The 16,511-nt window shown below is 64.8% G+C and carries 14 protein-coding genes; 8 read left to right on the top strand and 6 right to left on the bottom strand.

Annotated elements, in window-relative coordinates:
- Positions 1-13: 13 nt before the first annotated feature.
- Positions 14-2,773, bottom strand: coding sequence for a TonB-dependent receptor (locus tag ACPPVV_RS00830; protein ID WP_426701592.1), 2,760 nt, complete (start codon positions 2,771-2,773; stop codon positions 14-16).
- A 113-nt stretch (positions 2,774-2,886) separates the two neighbouring features.
- Positions 2,887-3,954, bottom strand: a complete 1,068-nt coding sequence (gene glk, locus ACPPVV_RS00825) for a glucokinase (RefSeq protein WP_426701591.1) — start codon at positions 3,952-3,954, stop codon at positions 2,887-2,889.
- A 473-nt stretch (positions 3,955-4,427) separates the two neighbouring features.
- On the opposite strand from glk, the gene ACPPVV_RS00820 reads away from it, so the two are divergent.
- On the top strand, positions 4,428-5,714 hold the full coding sequence (locus ACPPVV_RS00820; RefSeq protein ID WP_426701590.1) for a sugar MFS transporter: 1,287 nt from the start codon (positions 4,428-4,430) through the stop codon (positions 5,712-5,714).
- Positions 5,715-5,839: 125 nt separating this feature from the next.
- The gene (locus ACPPVV_RS00815; protein WP_426701589.1) at positions 5,840-6,916 is read left to right on the top strand and encodes a LacI family DNA-binding transcriptional regulator; all 1,077 of its coding nucleotides are present in this window, start codon (positions 5,840-5,842) and stop codon (positions 6,914-6,916) included.
- Positions 6,917-6,920: 4 nt separating this feature from the next.
- On the opposite strand, the gene ACPPVV_RS00810 is transcribed toward ACPPVV_RS00815, so the two are convergent.
- The 3 genes from ACPPVV_RS00810 to ACPPVV_RS00800 form a co-directional block, all read right to left on the bottom strand.
- A complete protein-coding gene (locus ACPPVV_RS00810) occupies positions 6,921-7,778 on the bottom strand; it encodes an EamA/RhaT family transporter (RefSeq protein WP_426701588.1) in 858 nt (285 codons plus the stop codon).
- A gap of 61 nt (positions 7,779-7,839) precedes the next feature.
- Positions 7,840-8,706: an MBL fold metallo-hydrolase gene (locus ACPPVV_RS00805; RefSeq protein ID WP_426701587.1), complete on the bottom strand. Its 867-nt coding sequence runs from the start codon at positions 8,704-8,706 to the stop codon at positions 7,840-7,842.
- A 118-nt stretch (positions 8,707-8,824) separates the two neighbouring features.
- Positions 8,825-9,673 (bottom strand): helix-turn-helix transcriptional regulator, encoded by an 849-nt coding sequence (locus ACPPVV_RS00800; RefSeq protein WP_426701586.1) that lies wholly within the window; start codon positions 9,671-9,673, stop codon positions 8,825-8,827.
- Positions 9,674-9,919: 246 nt separating this feature from the next.
- Between ACPPVV_RS00800 and ACPPVV_RS00795 the strand changes: the two genes are divergently transcribed.
- Positions 9,920-10,189, top strand: coding sequence for a hypothetical protein (locus ACPPVV_RS00795; protein WP_426701585.1), 270 nt, complete (start codon positions 9,920-9,922; stop codon positions 10,187-10,189).
- Between the two features lie 44 nt (positions 10,190-10,233).
- Here ACPPVV_RS00795 and ACPPVV_RS00790 read toward each other — a convergent pair whose 3' ends face one another.
- Complete coding sequence (locus tag ACPPVV_RS00790; protein WP_426701584.1) at positions 10,234-11,049, bottom strand: AraC family transcriptional regulator; 816 nt, start codon at positions 11,047-11,049, stop codon at positions 10,234-10,236.
- A 240-nt stretch (positions 11,050-11,289) separates the two neighbouring features.
- Here ACPPVV_RS00790 and ACPPVV_RS00785 point away from each other — a divergent pair, with 240 nt between their 5' ends.
- From ACPPVV_RS00785 to ACPPVV_RS00765, 5 genes are all read left to right on the top strand, one after another.
- The gene (locus tag ACPPVV_RS00785) at positions 11,290-11,556 is read left to right on the top strand and encodes a hypothetical protein (protein WP_426701583.1); all 267 of its coding nucleotides are present in this window, start codon (positions 11,290-11,292) and stop codon (positions 11,554-11,556) included.
- Positions 11,557-11,630: 74 nt separating this feature from the next.
- Entirely contained in the window at positions 11,631-12,089 is a 459-nt protein-coding gene (locus tag ACPPVV_RS00780) for a MarR family winged helix-turn-helix transcriptional regulator (RefSeq protein WP_426701582.1), read from the top strand.
- A gap of 35 nt (positions 12,090-12,124) precedes the next feature.
- Positions 12,125-13,588, top strand: a complete 1,464-nt coding sequence (locus ACPPVV_RS00775) for an efflux transporter outer membrane subunit (protein WP_426701581.1) — start codon at positions 12,125-12,127, stop codon at positions 13,586-13,588.
- Between the two features lie 9 nt (positions 13,589-13,597).
- A complete protein-coding gene (locus ACPPVV_RS00770) occupies positions 13,598-14,803 on the top strand; it encodes an efflux RND transporter periplasmic adaptor subunit (protein WP_426701580.1) in 1,206 nt (401 codons plus the stop codon).
- A 142-nt stretch (positions 14,804-14,945) separates the two neighbouring features.
- Positions 14,946-16,472, top strand: coding sequence for a DHA2 family efflux MFS transporter permease subunit (locus ACPPVV_RS00765; RefSeq protein ID WP_426701579.1), 1,527 nt, complete (start codon positions 14,946-14,948; stop codon positions 16,470-16,472).
- Positions 16,473-16,511 lie beyond the last annotated feature (39 nt).

The following is a 16,511-nucleotide window of genomic DNA, read 5'->3' as shown; positions in this document are numbered from 1 at the left end:
CGAAAAACCTGGATCAGAGCTTGAAGCGGAGATTCAAGTAGTACTGGCGACCATTGACGTAGGAGGCGTACGGCAGCTTTCCATAGGCCGGGTTGGCGGTGTAGTACTTCAACGTCGGGTTGTTGAGGTTCATCGCGTCGAACGACAGGCCCATCCACGCGTTGATGTTGTAGCCGAGTGACACGCCGAGATTGCCGATGCCCTGCTGGTAGTAGTTGTCCGTGCGGCTGACGCCGGCATAGAACTGCGAACGATAGGTATAGCTCACGCGGGCATTGAACATCTCGTTTTCGAAGTAGCCCGAGACATTGAAGGTGTTCTTCGAAGTGCCCTGCAACGGTTTGTCGCCGGTAGCCGATCCACTGGCATAGGTGTAGTTGGTCTGTACGCCGAAGTTTTCGCCGATCGGCTGGATGTAGTTGAGCTCGACACCCTTGACGTGGCCGTTGACGTTGGTCGGCACGCTGATTTCGTACGTGTTGAAAACGTCGTGACCGGCTGCGGTGCTCGCCTGCTGGTCCTTGTACTGGATGCTGGTGTTGCCGAAGTTCACGTAGTTCTTCAGCGCCATGTCGTACACACCGGCCGACAGCAGGCCGCGCGGTGCGAAGTACCATTCCAGCGAGGCGTCGAAGTTGCTTGACGTCAACGCCTTGAGTTCCGGGTTGCCGCCAGTGCCGGTGTGGGTCAGGTCATCCAGCGAGACGGAACCCGCCAGGGCCGAATAGTCCGGACGGGTCATCGTCTGCGATGCGGCAAAACGAGCCACCAGTGTGTCGGTCACGTCCAGCTTCAGGTTGGCGCTGGGCAGGAACTTGCTGTAGCTATGCTGGTAGTCGCTGGTGTAGTAGTTGCCGAACGCCGAACCGGTGATCGGGCCGGTGACGGTGTTGGCATCCGGCACGGGCGTGTTGTAGTTGATGCTTTCCTTGGTCTTGACGTAGCGCACGCCAAGGTTGCTGCTCCAGCCTTCGCCCTGGAAGTTCGCCTGCAGGTAGAGCGCCGAATCCTTCTCGTTGACCTTGTAGATGTTCTGCCAGTTGTAGCGCGCCACCGGATCGCGGTTGGCATAGATGGCATCGAACGCCGCCAGCTGCGCCGGGCTGTAATACCAGATCGAACCGGGTGCCGATACGCCCAACTTGCTGTTGAAGCTACTCGGATAGTTCGAGAACGATGTCGGGTAGTTGGCGATGTTCTGCCAGTCGCCGGTCGGGCCCTGACCAATATCGGTCTTGTTGTCACGTGTGTGATCGGAGTAGCGGGCACCGAAATCCAGCGAGGAGAGTGCTCCGTCGTCGAAACTGAATTCGCCATCCGCCTGGTAGAAATTCTCCTTGTCCTTTACGTGGATGTCCTGGTCACCGAAGATCCAGCCTGCGGATGGAAGGATGCCGGACGGCGAGCTGTTGTCGCCGCCGATGGACGTATTGATCGGCTTGCCGGTGCCGCGCATGTCCCAGCTCGCACCGGCACCCGCACCGAAACCCACTTCGCTCACGTCCTGGTTCGGGCTGTCGCCCTTGCCCTGGGTGGTGCCGACCTGACCGGTGAGGGTGAAGTGGTCGGTGACCTGCCAGTTGGCATCGAGAGTCGTATACGCCGAAGACGATGACGCACCGGGACGCGAGATCTGATCATAGACACCGTAAGGCGTCATGCTGCCCGGCACAGCAGCGAAGGTCGCATTGGTAAGCACGTTGCCTTTAACCGTATAGCCCGGCTGGAGGCCTGTACCCGTGGGTACGAAACCGGTGTTGCCAGGACCCGAGGACCACATCATGTAGTTGCGGTTGTAGTTGTCGGCCTTGAGCTTGGAATAGAAGCTGTTGAGGTTGAATGTAAGGTTGTCGAGCGCTTTCCACTGCAGATCGATGGCGCCGCCCTTGCGGGTACGGGTCTGGGTGAAAAGGGTGCTGCCTACTTCGTTCGGGTAGTACACGCCAGCCAGATCGGGATGCGCGACGGCGATGGGATCGGCAGCGCCGATCTGGCTGTAGCCGCCGACCACTTCCTGACCATCGCGTTGCAGACTGCGCTTCTCGTAGAACGCCTGCGCCATCACGCCGAAGGTGTTGCTGTCGTTCTTCCAGTTGAACAGGCCGCTGAACTGCGGCTTGGTGTTGCTGGGCAGGTCGGAATACGCGCCACCGATCGATGCCTCGGCAGTAACGTTCTTGGCGAACTCCAGCGGCTTGCGGGTGATGATGTCGACCGAGCCGGCGCTGCCGCCCTCTTGGATCTTCGCCTCGGAAGACTTGTGCACCACGACCTCGCTCACGATCTCGGATGGCAGCAGGCTGTAGCTGACGCTGCGTCCGACCGTCTGCACCTGGCTCAGCACGAACCAGTCGCCGGTGCCCACGGTATGACCGTTGACCAGGGTTTGGGTCATGCTGGGGTTGGTACCGCGCAGGCTCACGCGATCGCTTTCGTCGAAGCCGCCTTCGCTCGCGCTGGCGGAACTGATGTTCACGCCCGGCAGGCGCTGCAGCGTATCGGCCACATTCTTGGCGGGCAGCTTGCCGATGTCTTCGGCAGTGACCACTTCGATGTGCGAGTTGGCGTCTTTCTTGATATTCAGCGATTCCGCTTCGCTGTCGCGGATGCCGACGACGGTGACCGTGCTCAGCGTCTTGGCCTGTTTCCTGGCCTGCGCGCTGGACTGATCCGTAGTGGTGGTCGGCTGCGCGGCATCCTGCGCATACAGCGCGCTGGACAGGCACAGGCTGGCGACGATGCTGGTGGCTAGAAGTGTCTTGCGATAATTCATGGTGTCCTCCCCTCAGAGGCTGGCTCGAATCAGGACCGGCATGGCGACGGTCATGGATTGGTGTAATGAACTCTTCTGCTTATCTGGCTTGGCGCCGTGTCACTGGATTGCGGTCATTGCGACCCTCCCTGCCGCTCGTCCAGAAACCAGCCTGCGGCGCCAATGACACCAAGCTGGCCGTGCTCGATCAGTCGTACGGGAACCTGTTGCAGATAGGCGCGCATGACGCCCTTGTTGAAATAGCGCTCGGTGAAGCTGCTGGCGAGCAGGAACGGCTGGATCTGCGGCAGGATGCCGCCGGCCAGGTAGACCCCGCCGCGGGCGCCATACAGCAGCACCAGATCGCCGACGAAGCTGCCGAGCAAGCCGCAGAAAACCTCCAGCGATTCCACCGCCGCCGCATCGTTGCCGGTCAATGCGGCGCCGGTGACTTCGGCCGGCGTCAGCAGACGGGCGGCGCTGCCGCGCAGCTCGCACAATGCGCGATAGAGCTTGAGCAGGCCGGGGCCGGACAACGCATCTTCGAACGACACGTGCGGACGTTCGCGACGGAACAACCGCAGGATCTCGATCTCGCGTTCGTTGCCCGGCGCCAGCGACACCTGGCCGGCTTCGGTGGCCAGCACCTGCGCCCGCGGCTGGCCCGGCAACAGCACCGCCGAACCCAGTCCCGTGCCCGGGCCCATGACCAGCATCGGTCCGCCCCGCGCAGGTTGCGCGGTGTCGATGATCGCTCGCGTCTCGTCGGCCACGATGAACTGGGTGGCGTAGGCAACGGCCTCGAAATCGTTGATCACGGCCAGCCGCTGGATGCCGAGGCCGTCGCGGATATCGCGGATCGACACCGGCCACGGCAGGTTCTCGTTGACGATCGCATCGTCCAGTACGTAACCGGCGCAAGCCACCGCGCAATGCCGGATGCGGTCCCGCGCCGCAGCGTGCGGCGTGCCGGCCAACTGTTGGACGAAGTCCTGCAGCATCGCGGTGAGGCTGGACCAGTCGGCGCAACTGTAACGGTGATAATGCAGCACGCTGACAGGACGCTTGCCGACCGCCTGGCCGACGACCAGGCCGATGCGCGCATGCGTGCCGCCGACATCGGCGGCCAGAAATGGCTGGCCCGGTCCGAAGCCGGACACGGCCGAACCGTACGACATCGACGCAGCGACAGGCGCCGCCATCGACGGTTCCGCAGCATGACGCTGGTTGGCGACTTCCCCCACTCCACTCTCCCTTGCCGACGGCCTCTTGCCCGCGTGGCGATCGAACGCCACTGGCCGGGTGCGGGCCTGATTCGGGCCGAGTCTGCAATCAAAATGACAACGTTGTCAATCCGGTCGGCGACAATTCCTGCAAGATTCGATATGGCATCGCAACATAGCTGTCGTGACAATCCGAAAAATAATCCCGGCATTCCCGTCGAATGGCTTTACATAGCGCATCGGTGCATTTTCATGCGCCGAATTCGACGTGTCGCGATGCCGCACAAGTGAATCGAAACAGCCGTCCGGACGGCTTGATTTGACGGTCATTGCGACAGCGGAAGGGCAGCAAGGTTTGACAACGTTGCACTTTCCGGCGAATAAGGAGACATTCGTGTCTGTCCCGGTCATTCGGCCGGTGTGGCACAGCCGAAATCCGGGGAGAGCATTTCATGGCAACAACGCAGGCGGTGGCATCGTCCGAACGCAGCAACCTTGGCCCGATGCTGATCATCGGCCTGCTGTTTTTCATCTTCGGCTTTGTCACCTGGCTCAACGGGCCGCTGATCACTTTCGTCAAACTGGCCTTCAACCTCGACGACGTGAACGCGTTCCTGGTGCCGATGGCGTTCTACCTCTCGTACTTCTTCCTGGCCTTGCCGTCATCCTGGGTGCTGCGCCGTAGCGGCATGAAGAAAGGCATGGCGCTGGGCCTGTTCGTGATGGCGATCGGCGCGGTGCTGTTCGGCCAGTTCACCACCATGCGTATATATCCCGGCGCGCTGACCGGGCTGTTCGTGATCGGTGCGGGGCTGTCGTTGCTGCAGACCGCCTCCAATCCGTACATCAGCATCCTTGGTCCGATCGACAGTGCGGCGCAGCGCATCGCGTTCATGGGCATCTGCAACAAGCTGGCCGGCGCGATCGCGCCGTTCGTGTTCGGGGCGCTGGTGCTCAGCGGTATCAGCACGTTTGGCCAGCAGGTGGAAGCGGCGCCGACAGCGCAGGCGCGCGAGGCGTTGCTCAACGCCTTTGCGGGCAAGGTGCACCTGCCCTACCTGGTGATGGCCGGGTTGCTGGTGGTGCTGGCGATCTGGGTGGCGCGCTCGTCGCTGCCGGAAATCAAGCCGTCCGGCGCAAACAGCGAACAGGCGATCGGCCACAAGCAAGGCAGCATCTTCAGCTTTCCGCACTTGTGGCTGGGAGTGCTGTGCCTGTTCCTGTATGTCGGTGTGGAAGTGATGGCCGGCGACGCCATCGGCACTTATGGACAGGGTTTCGGCCTGCCGCTGGATGCCACCAAGCACTTCACCTCGTACACGTTGATCGGAATGCTGGCCGGCTACCTGGCCGGGCTGGCGTTGATCCCGCGGTTCATCACGCAGCAGCGTTACCTGGCGGTGTCGGCCGTGCTGGGCGTGGCGTTCGCGATCGGTGCCTATCTCACCCAGGGCTACGTCTCGATTGCGTTCGTGGCGGCGCTCGGGTTTGCCAACGCGATGATGTGGCCGGCGATCTTTCCGTTGGCGATCAACGGCCTTGGCCGCCATACCGAGGCGGGCTCGGCGCTGCTGATCATGGGCATCGCCGGCGGCGCGGTGGTGCCGCAGTTGTTCGTGCATCTGAAACAGCACATCGATTTCCAGCTCGCCTTCACCCTGCTGATGGTGCCGTGCTACCTGTACATCCTTTACTACGGGTTGGCTGGCCACCGCGTCGGCCAGCGCGATGCGCGCTGAATCGCGGATTCGCTCCGGGACAGGCCATAGGCTAGGATGCGCACGACGCCGCACGCGCCCTTGCGGCGCGGTCGGCATGACGGCGCTGCCGGCGCCTTGCACTTTCGATACATGAGGTTCAACGGTTGCGCAGCGCCACCATCAAGGATGTTGCAGAACGAGCCGGCGTCTCGCTGAAGACGGTTTCGCGGGTCATCAACAACGAGCCCTCCGTGCATGCGCGCACACGCGAGAAGGTGCAGCGCGAGATCGATGCGCTCGGCTATCAGCCCGACCCTTCCGCCCGCAGCCTGCGCAGCACCCGTGCGTATGCACTGGGGCTGGTCTACGACAATCCCAACGCGCACTACATCATCAACCTGCAGCGCGGCGTGTTGTCGGTATGCCGCAGCAGCGGCTTCGGACTGCAGATTCATCCCTGCGATTCGTCTTCGCCGAAACTGGCCGACGAACTGTGCGAACTGGTGCGTCGCTCGCGCCTGGCCGGGCTGGTGCTGGCACCGCCGATGTCGGAGCAGCCGGCGCTGATCGGCGCGCTGAGCGAGGCGAAGATCCCGTTCATCCGGATCATCTCGGCGCGCAAGGATCCACAGGATGGCTCGCCCTGCGTCTACGTCGACGACCGCGACGCCGCGTACGCGATTACCGAGCACCTGATCCAGCTCGGCCATCAGCGCATCGGTTTCCTGTGGGGCGGTCTCGACCATCGCTCCAGCCAGGAGCGCTATCAAGGCTACGAGGATGCGCTGAAAGGCTACGGCATCGCGCTGGACCGTAAATTGATCGTGCCGGGCGATTACACCTTTGACGACGGCTTCCGCGGTGCGCGCAAACTGCTGGCGCTGAAGGATCGTCCCACCGCGATCTTCGGCTCCAACGACGAGATCGCCGCCGGCGTGCTGGCGGCGGCGCATTCGGACGGCATCAACGTGCCTTACGAATTGTCGATCGCCGGCTTCGAGGACAGCCCGTTCTCCAAGCAGTCCTGGCCCGCGCTGACCACCGCCCGCCAGGCCACCGAAGAGATCGCGCGGCACGCCGCCCAACGGCTGATCGGCGACCTGCAGCGCGAAGCCAACGGCGAACCGGTCAGCACCCTCAACGAGGGTTTCAGCCCGGAACTGGTGGTACGCGGCTCGACCGCACCACGACACACCACCACCACGCGCGGCGCATCCGGACGACGCAAGCCGGCCGGCTGAGGGCTTACCCGCGCGCGATCACTCCGATCGCCAGCAGCGCCAGCGCCACGCCGGCGAGGTTGAGCCGGCTCAACCGCTCGCGGAACAACAGCAGGCCGACCACGGCACCGAGCGCCACCACGCCGATGTTCATGCTGGCGAAGACCAGCGCCGGATGTTGCGGCAATGCGCGATGACCGCGCAGGTAGAACAGGATGTTGCCGAAGTTGGCCAGGCCCAGCAGCACGCCGGCCAGCGCGCTGCGTGCAGTGAAACGGGTTTCGCCGCGCGCACGTCGCCACAGCTGCCAGGCGAATGCCACCAGCAGGGATAGCGCAAACATCGCCTGCAGCGATGCGCCCAGCGGCACGCCGGCCTGCGCCACGCGCTTGAACAGGATGTCGATCACGCCGAAACCGGCAAACACCAGCAGCGGATACAGCCAGCCGGCAGCGCCGCGTTCCGCGGCGTCCCGGCCGTTACGCCAGACCATGCACAGCAGCGCGAGCAGGCCGATTGCGATGCCGATCGCCTTGCCGCCGGTAAGTTGTTCGCCGAACAACACGAACGCCGCCAGCAGCGACAACAGCAGGGACAGGCGTTGCGCCGCGTCGCTGCGCACGATGCCGGCATGACGCACCGACGCGGCCAGCGCCAGGAAGATCGTCGGCAGCAGGATGCCCAGTCCAACCAGGGCGAACCACGGCGCACCCGGCTCGCGCAGCGGCGTCAGCGATGGCTGCAGCAGCAGTGTGGTGAGCGCGCCGGCCACCACGTAGTTCCAGGCGATCGCCTGGCCCACGTCGATTGCGAAGCGTCGCGCCAGCTTCAGCAGCACCGACACCAGCACGCTGCACACGACGCTGAGCACTACGTAGATCATCTTTCACCCCTGAAACGGCAAGCCGCCATTGTGGCGCAGCGCGGCCTACGCACGGTGGCGCTCAGAACGCATCCAGCGGAATTTTCAGATAGCGGACGCCATTGTCCTCGGCAGCTGGCAGCTGGCCGGCGCGCATGTTCACCTGCACCGCCGGCAGGATCAGCGCCGGCATCGACAGCGTCGCGTCACGCGCGCTGCGCATGCGCACGAAAGCATCCTCGTCGATGCCGTCATGCACGTGGATGTTGCCGCTACGTTCCGCCGCCACCGTGGTCTCGTGGACGAACACGTCGCGGCCGCTGGCCTTGTAGTCGTGGCAGAGGAAGACGCGGGTGTCGCCCGGCAATGAGAAGAGCCGCTGGATCGAGCGGTACAACGTGCCGGCGTCGCCGCCGGGAAAATCGCAGCGTGCGGTGCCGTAGTCGGGCATGAACAGGGTGTCGCCGACGAAGGCCGCATCGCCGATCAGATGGGTCATGCACGCCGGCGTATGACCGGGCGTATGCATCGCCAACGCTTCGATGCCACCGATCATGTAGCGCTCGCCGTCCTTGAACAGGTGATCGAACTGGCTGCCGTCACGCGCGAAGCCGGGCCCGGCATTGAACAGCCGGCCAAACACCTCCTGCACCTCGCGGATGTGTTCGCCGATACCCAACCTGCCACCCAGCTGCGCCTGCACATACGGCGCTGCCGACAGATGATCGGCGTGCACGTGGGTGTCGATCACCCAGTCCACGGCGAGCCCCTGCTCCCGCGCGAACGCGATCAACGCATCGGCCGAGGCATAGCTGGTGCGTCCCGATGCCGCGTCATAATCGAGCACCGCATCCAGCACGGCCGCCCGCTGCGTGGATGGATCCCATGCCACATAGCTGAAGGTGTGACTGGCGTCGTCGAAGAACGCACGTACCTCGGGACGTTTCATCGGCGTTCTCCCGGAGCACCGCCGCACAAGGCGCCAAGGTGGGAATGCATGATCTCGATTTCCGTGGGTCGGACGCGGGGATTATCACCCTGCGCGACTGGCGCGGACACCGTTCGCATCATGCCGCTTGCACCGGCTGCTCTTGGGCGAGGCGTCGAGCGACACGCGCGAAACTCGCCGCGGTTTCGGCATTCGCCGGCGCAAAGAAGAACGCGGTGGCACGGTCGACATGGTCGCTGTCGCGGATCGGCAGGCGCATCGAATGGATGCTGAGGTCGCCGAATTCGGGGTGCAGGAACGGCACCGTGATCGCACTCAACGGCGCGGTGTGGCAGCGCTGCCACAGCTCGACGAACTCCGGGCTGGCCGCATCGAGCGCCTCGATCAGTCGACCAAAGCGCGCATCGTCCGGATGCGCGGCCTGGTTCATGCGGAACATGCCGAGCAGGTTCAGCGCGCCGTCTTCGAAGTCCGGATACAGCCGGCGCCGCGCCGGATTCATGAACGCATTCCACAGGTGGTTGTCGGCGAACGGCCCGCTGAATTCGCCGAAGTCGTACAGGCATTCGGCCATGCGGTTCCAGGCCAGCACGTTGAACACCGCGTCCAGCACGAACGCCGGCGCCTGGTACAGGTCCAGTACGTCGTGCATCACCGCCGGCAGGTGGAAATGATGCTCGGGCACGTCAGTGCGCGACAGGCCCATCAAGGCGAACAGGTAGGCTTCGTCGGTCGGCGACAGCGCCAGCGCACGGGCGATCCGCTGCAGGGCCGCGGCCGACACGTTGATCGCGCGACCCTGTTCCAGCCACGTGTACCAGGTAACGCCGACCTCGGCGAGCGTGGCCACTTCCTCGCGGCGCAATCCCGGCGTCAGCCGGCGAGGTCCTCGCGGCAGGCCCGCGGCCTCGGGCATGAGTGCGGCGCGCCGGGCGCGCAGGAAGGCCTTCAGTTCGGTGCGTTGCATGGATGTGCTCATGGTGCGACCTGGCGGCAGGGTGGTGGTGGGAGTACCAGCAGTGGGGACTGCCTTCCCATGCTAACGGCAGCGACCTATCGTTACCTGTCCCCCAAGTCATGTGTCACGCATGACGTGACGCCGGCCATGCGGTCATGCCAGTCCCCGGCACGCTTCCCCAAGCTCGTATCACTATTGCCTGTCACGGTGCGCCGTGTGCCAACGTCCTTGTACCTGTCCCCCCAGGAGATCGACATGTCGTTACTCCCCACTCCCGCCGCCCTGCCATGCGCCGACGCGCTCACCGAGTTTGTCGAGCATGCCCAGCTGATGCTCGATCCAGCCACCCCGGAGCCAGTTCGTCGCGAGGTCGAGCCGCGCTTGCTGGCGCTGTTGCCGACCCTGAAGGCGCTCGGCGTGTTCGAGCTGTTCACGATCTGCGACCCGGCGCTGCAGGCGTTGGTGCGGGACGAACTGATCGCGCGGCGATCCGGCAGCCACCTGTCCGTCGTGACGGTGGGCTGATCCGCCTCGCCGGAACAACCGTCATGCGGGTTCGCCAGATCCCCTCAGGCCGGCATCGACTGCGGCGTGAAATACCGCCCCGGCGACTGCCCGAAGCTGCGCCGGAACATCGCCACGAAAGCACTGACGCTGGCATAGCCCATGGCGTCGGCCACGGTGGCCACCGGCTCGCCCTCCGCCAGTTGTTCCAGTGCGCGGCTCAACCGGGCCTGCTGCCGCCACTGCGCGAAACTCAGCGCGGTTTCGGCGCGGAACAATCGGCTCAGGCTGCGCGCGGACAGGCCGGCCCACGCTGCCCAGTCCTCCAGGTTGCGGTTGTCCTGTGGTTGTTCGAGTACCGCCTGGGCAATGCGCAGCAAGCGGCGATCGCTTGGCATCGGCAGGTACAGCGACTCCCGCGGCGCGCGGCGCATCTCGTCCAGCAGCACCGCCAGGATGCGCTCCTGCTCCTCGTTGAGTTGCGTTTCCCAGGACCAGGCGCTGGCGTGGCGAACCAGCGCACGCATCAGTTCGCTGACCCCGATCACGCAAGGGTGATCGGGCAGGCAATGGCTGGCGCGGGGCGCGATGAAGACGCCCCAGCCGGTCATCGGCCCGCTGATGCTGACCCGATGCATCTCGCCCGGCGGCATCCAGCTGCCACGGTACGGCGGCAGCATCCACGAACCATGCGTGGTGTGTACATGCACCAGGCCGCTTTCGATGCAATAGAACTGCCCGCGCTGGTGGCTGTGCCATTCGTAAATGCGGGTGCCTTCGCTGTATTCGCTGGTCGCCTCGCCCGCGCTCCAATGGGCGATCAGCGCCGGGCCTTCATTGCTGTCGGCCAATTCGTGAAGCGCTTTCTTGGTGAGCGGCATGGCTGGTTCTAGATATTTTTTGACCAAATAACGATATCAGCTTGGCCGCCACCCTGTCTAAGCTGTTTCACGCCCTGAACCGTTGTGTTCCGGCCATCCGCCGCTGCCATCGCTCGCGGCCCCTGCGCAACGCGCCGCCGCTTCTGCGCTGTCCGCCGCGCGGCCATACCGGCCACGACCGATGCACGCCCTGGCCAAGATGTTGCCCGATGTCTCGCCCTGAACTTCCGGATGACTGCCATGCCCCCGATTTCCCTGTACGCCAAGAAGCCCCTCGCATCCGCGTCGCCATTGGCCATTTTCGTGGCCTGCGCGCACCAGATGCTCGATCCGGCCACGCCCGAGGCGGTGCGCTGCACCATGGAACCGCAACTGGTGGCGCAATTGCCGGCGCTGCGCGCGCTTGGCGTATTCGAGCTGTTCGAGCTGCGTCACCCGGCGCTGCGGGCATGGCTGACGGACGAACTGGCCAACCTCGCCGGCACCCCCGCCATGGCGGCCGGCTGACGTCTGCACGGACAAATACTGCGCAATACATATTTGCCTTGACAAATATAGTTCGGGCAATAGAATGCACGGCCATGAACACTCAACCACCCCTTCCCGCCTCACCCAGGGAAAGCCTGGGCGTGCTGCTTGGCCTGGTGCGGACCGAAATGGTCCGCGCGATGGAAGCGGAACTGGCCAGCACCGGCGCGGACCTGCGTTTCACCCAGTTCCTGATCCTCAAGCGACTGTCCCGGCTGGGCCCGATGTCGGCCAGCGAACTGGCCCGCGCGGTGGAACTGGATGGCGGCGCGATGACCCGCCAGCTCGACCAGCTGGAGCGCAAGGGTTACCTGCGCCGCTGCCCGCACGAACAGGACCGCCGCGCGCTGCGGATCGAACTGACTGACGCTGGCCACGCCATCTGGCAACAACTGACCGACTGCAATGAACGTGTACTGGGCGCGGCGCAACGTTCGCTGGACGACACCGAACAAGCGCAGCTGCATGACTACCTGGAACGCGTGCTGCGCGCGCTGCGCGACAAGACCTGAACCCTTCCCCCGAACCTATCCCCGGACTTCAATCCATGCGTCTGCACCTTCTTGCGGCAGCGACCGCACTGACTTTTGCCCTGGCTGGCTGTGCCAGCAGCGGCGGCCTGCATCCGGACGGCACGGCAATCGATCCTTCCTCGCTGAAGGCCGAGCGCAGCCTGGCCCGGCTCGACCTGTCGCCGGCCGAATGGCCGGCTGGTGACTGGTGGCAGGGACTGGGCGACCCGCAACTCGATGCGCTGATGGACGAGGCCTTGCACGACAACCCCGGTCTCGGCATTGCCGACGCGCGGGCACGCTCGGCGCAGGCCGAAGCGGGCCTGGCCGACGCTGATCGCGGCCCGACCCTGAATGCCGGCGCCAGTGTTTCCGGTGCACGCATTCCCACCACGATCCTGCCGGCCGATAGTGGCGGCGGTCGTTTCACCCTGGCCAAGTACGCTGACCTCAGCTTCAAATGGGGCCTGGATTTGTGGGGCGGCAAACGGGCTGCCTGGCAGGCCGCAGTGGGCGCTTCGCGTGCGGCGGAAATCGATGCCCGCGCCGCGCGCATCGAATTGTCCGGCAACGTCGCCCGCGCCTACGCGAAACTCGGCTACGCCTTCACCCAGCAAGACCTGACGAGCGGCGAGCTGCAACGCGCGAACCAGGCCCGTGAACTGACCCGCCAGCGTGTCGCCGCCGGCATCGACAACCAGATCTCGCTGAAACAGAGCGATGGCGAAGTGGCCAGCGCCGAACAGGATGCCGCGCTGGCCGCGCGCGCGGTCGACTCTGCGCGCTCGGCCTTGGCAGTGCTGCTGGGCAAGGGCCCGGATCGCGGATTGCAGATCACCCGGCCGCAAGTGCTGCAGCCGACCGCACTGGCGGTGCCGGACAACCTGCCGCTGGACCTGCTCGGCCATCGCGCCGATCTGGTCGCCGCACGCTGGCGCGTCGAAGCCACCAGCCAGGACATCAAGGCGGCGAAGACCGAGTTCCTGCCCAACATCAGCATCGGCGCCATGGCCGGCGTGATCACCATGGGCGGCGGCAATCCGTTCACCCTGCCCTCGCGCTTCTACCAGATCGGGCCGTCGATCAGTTTACCGATCTTCGACAACGGCCGACTGCGCGCGAACCTCGCCGGCAAGGACGCGCAGTACGACCTCGCCGTGGCGCAGTACAACCAGACCCTGGTCGGCGCCCTGAACCAGGTCGCCGATGAACTCTCCGGACTGCAGTCGCTGCGCGAACAACTGGCCGCACAGCAGCGTGCCCAGACCGCGGCACGACAGGCCTGGCAACTGGCCGAGCAACGTTACAAGGCCGGCGTCGGCAGCTACCTGGAGGCGCTCGTGGTGCGCCAGCAATTGCTGGTGGCCAACCGCGGCATGGCCGCGCTCGAGGCGCAGCAGGTCGACCTTTCGGTGCAACTGATCCAGGCCCTCGGCGGCGGCTTCCAGCCACAGGCCGATGCGCCCACTCCCTCGTCTTCCACCCCTTCACGTTCCTGAGGCAGTCCCATGTCCAGCCAGACTCCCACTGCGACCGAGACAACGGTCGCTCCTTCGCCCAACACGCCCGCACCGAAGAAGAACTCGCGCGGATTCCTGCTGCGCCTGCTCGTGGTGGTGGTGGTGCTCGCCGTCATCGGTTGGGCGCTGTGGTATTTCCTCGACGGCCGCTGGTATGAGGGCACCGACGACGCCTACGTCAACGGCAACGTCGTGCAGATTACCCCCCAGATACCCGGCACCGTGGTCAGCATCGGCGCCGATGACGGCGACCTGGTGCATGCCGGCGACATACTGGTGCAACTCGACCCCAGCGACGCCGAAGTGGCACTGGTCGGCGCCAAGGCGGATCTCGCCAATACCGTGCGCAAGGTGCGCGGCCTGTACTCCAGCGTCAATGGCGCGCAAGCCGACGTGGCCGCGCGCAAGACCGCGGTGGACAAGGCTCGTGCCGACTACAACCGCCGCGTGGCGCTGGCCAAGTCCGGCGCGATCTCGGCCGAGGAGCTGTCGCACGCCAGCGATGCGCTGACCACGGCCGAGAGCGCGCTGATCACCTCGCAACAGCAGTACCAGACCAGCAAGGTGCTGGTCGACGACACCGTGGTCGCTTCGCACCCGGACGTGCAGGCCGCCTCGGCGCGCCTGCGTGCCGCCTTCCTCGATGACGCACGCGCCACCCTGGTCGCACCGGTCGACGGCTATGTGGCCAAGCGCTCGGTGCAGGTCGGCCAGCGCGTGCAGCCGGGCGCCGCCTTGATGGCGGTGGTGCCGCTGCATGGCGTGTGGGTGGATGCGAACTTCAAGGAAACCCAGCTCACCGACATGCGCCTGGGCCAGCCGGTGGACATCGAGTCCGATGTCTACGGCGGCAAGGTGACCTACAAGGGCAAGGTGCAGAGCCTCGGCGTCGGCACCGGCAGCGCGTTCTCGCTGCTGCCCGCGCAGAACGCCACCGGCAACTGGATCAAGATCGTGCAGCGCATCCCCGTGCGCATCGTGTTCGACGATCCGACCCAGCTGGACAAGCATCCGCTGCGTCTGGGCATGTCGCTGACCGTGGATGTCGGCCTGCATGACCAGAGCGGACCGACGCTGGCGCGGCAGTCGCCGACCCAGCCGGCCTTCAGCACCGACGTGTACAAGCAGCAGCTGGCCAAGGCCGACGCGGCGATCGCGCAGATCATCCACGCCAACATGGCCGGCGCGAAATAACTCCATGACTCCCTCCCCTGCTTGCAGGGGAGGGTTGGGGGGTGCTCTTGATCCTGAAGTCAAAAGCGAACCCCCTCCCAACCTCCCCCTGCTTCGCAGGGGGAGGAGCAAGTCTGACCACCCTCATCACCAGTCGACTCCGATGACAGCCCAATTCCGTCCACCCAATCTGGCACTGAGCACGATCGGCCTGTCACTGGCCACTTTCATGCAGGTGCTGGACACCACGATCGCCAACGTGTCGCTGCCGACGATCGCCGGCAACCTCGGCGTCAGCAACAACCAGAGCACCTGGGTGATCACCTCGTTTGCGGTGAGCATGGCGATCTCGCTGCCGCTGACCGGCTTCCTCACCCGCCGCTTCGGCGAGGTGAAGCTGTTCACTGCGTGCACGTTGCTGTTCGCGCTGACCTCGTTCCTGTGCGGCATCTCGCAGAGCATGGGCATGCTGATCGTTTTCCGCGCGCTGCAGGGCGCGGTGGCCGGCCCGATGTACCCGATCACGCAGAGCCTGCTGATCGGCATCTACCCGCCAGCCAAACGCGGCATGGCGCTGGCGCTGCTGGCGATGGTCACGGTGGTGGCGCCGATCGCCGGCCCGATCCTGGGCGGCCTGATCACTGACAATTATTCGTGGCCATGGATCTTTTTCATCAACGTGCCGATCGGCATCTTCGCCAGCATGGTGGTGGCGAATCAGTTGCGCGGAAAGGTCGAGAAAACCGAGCGGCCTAAGATGGATTACGTCGGCCTGATTACCCTGATCATCGGCGTCGGCGCACTGCAGATCGTGCTGGACAAGGGCAATGACGAGGACTGGTTCAACTCCACCTTCATCATCATCACCAGCATCGTCTCGGCGATCGGCATCGCGATCTTCCTGATCTGGGAGCTGACCGACAAGGACCCGATCGTCAACCTCAGGTTGTTCCGCCACCGCAACTTCACCGCCGGCACGATCGCGCTGGTGCTGGCCTATGCGGCGTTCTTCGCGATCGGCCTGCTGGTACCGCTGTGGTTGCAACGCAACCTCGGCTACACCTCGACCTGGGCCGGCTACGCCACCGCGCCGCTGGGCATCATCCCGGTGTTGTTGACCTTCTTCGTGGGCAAGTACGCCACCAAGGTCGACCTGCGCCTGCTGGCCTCGGTGGCCTTCATGGTGATGGGCATGACCTGCTTCATGCGTTCGGACTTCTTCATCGGCATCGACTTCTACCACGTGGCGATGGTGCAGCTGTGGCAAGGTCTCGGCGTGGCATTGTTCTTCATGCCGATCCTGACCATCCTGCTGTCGGACCTGCAGCAGAACGAGATCGCCGCCGGCTCCGGCCTGGCCACCTTCCTGCGTACGCTCGGCGGCAGTTTCTCCGCCTCGCTCACCACGCTGTTGTGGGAACGCCGCGCGGTGAGCCATCACGCGCAACTGGCCGAGCACATCACCGCCTACAGCCCGACCGCGCAGACCACGATCACCCAACTCGGCCATGGCGACCAGCAGGCCGCAAGCAGCATCATCAACGACATGATTACCCAGCAGGGTTACCAGATCTCGTTCAACGAGGTGTTCCACGCGCTGGGCTGGATCTTCATCGGCCTGGTCTTCGTGATCTGGCTGGCCAAGCCGCCGTTCAGCGCCAAGGCCGGACCGGCCGCCGGCGGGCACTGAGACCGCATCCGTACGCATGAACGACAACGGCCCCGAACG

Source organism: Rhodanobacter sp. Col0626 (assembly GCF_049994385.1).
In the GTDB taxonomy this organism is placed as follows: domain Bacteria; phylum Pseudomonadota; class Gammaproteobacteria; order Xanthomonadales; family Rhodanobacteraceae; genus Rhodanobacter.
The sequence above is the reverse complement of the archived record's forward strand: the minus strand, read 5'-3'. Positions and strand labels throughout refer to the sequence as shown.

Coding starts and splice junctions, on each gene's coding strand:
- ACPPVV_RS00800 (WP_426701586.1), bottom strand. CDS start 9,673: ATGCAACGCACCGAACTGAAGGCCTTCCTGCGCGCCCGGCGCGCCGCA.
- ACPPVV_RS00795 (WP_426701585.1), top strand. CDS start 9,920: ATGTCGTTACTCCCCACTCCCGCCGCCCTGCCATGCGCCGACGCGCTC.
- ACPPVV_RS00790 (WP_426701584.1), bottom strand. CDS start 11,049: ATGCCGCTCACCAAGAAAGCGCTTCACGAATTGGCCGACAGCAATGAA.
- ACPPVV_RS00810 (WP_426701588.1), bottom strand. CDS start 7,778: ATGATCTACGTAGTGCTCAGCGTCGTGTGCAGCGTGCTGGTGTCGGTG.
- ACPPVV_RS00805 (WP_426701587.1), bottom strand. CDS start 8,706: ATGAAACGTCCCGAGGTACGTGCGTTCTTCGACGACGCCAGTCACACC.
- ACPPVV_RS00820 (WP_426701590.1), top strand. CDS start 4,428: ATGGCAACAACGCAGGCGGTGGCATCGTCCGAACGCAGCAACCTTGGC.
- ACPPVV_RS00770 (WP_426701580.1), top strand. CDS start 13,598: ATGTCCAGCCAGACTCCCACTGCGACCGAGACAACGGTCGCTCCTTCG.
- ACPPVV_RS00775 (WP_426701581.1), top strand. CDS start 12,125: ATGCGTCTGCACCTTCTTGCGGCAGCGACCGCACTGACTTTTGCCCTG.
- ACPPVV_RS00765 (WP_426701579.1), top strand. CDS start 14,946: ATGACAGCCCAATTCCGTCCACCCAATCTGGCACTGAGCACGATCGGC.
- ACPPVV_RS00780 (WP_426701582.1), top strand. CDS start 11,631: ATGAACACTCAACCACCCCTTCCCGCCTCACCCAGGGAAAGCCTGGGC.
- ACPPVV_RS00785 (WP_426701583.1), top strand. CDS start 11,290: ATGCCCCCGATTTCCCTGTACGCCAAGAAGCCCCTCGCATCCGCGTCG.
- glk (WP_426701591.1), bottom strand. CDS start 3,954: ATGGCGGCGCCTGTCGCTGCGTCGATGTCGTACGGTTCGGCCGTGTCC.
- ACPPVV_RS00830 (WP_426701592.1), bottom strand. CDS start 2,773: ATGAATTATCGCAAGACACTTCTAGCCACCAGCATCGTCGCCAGCCTG.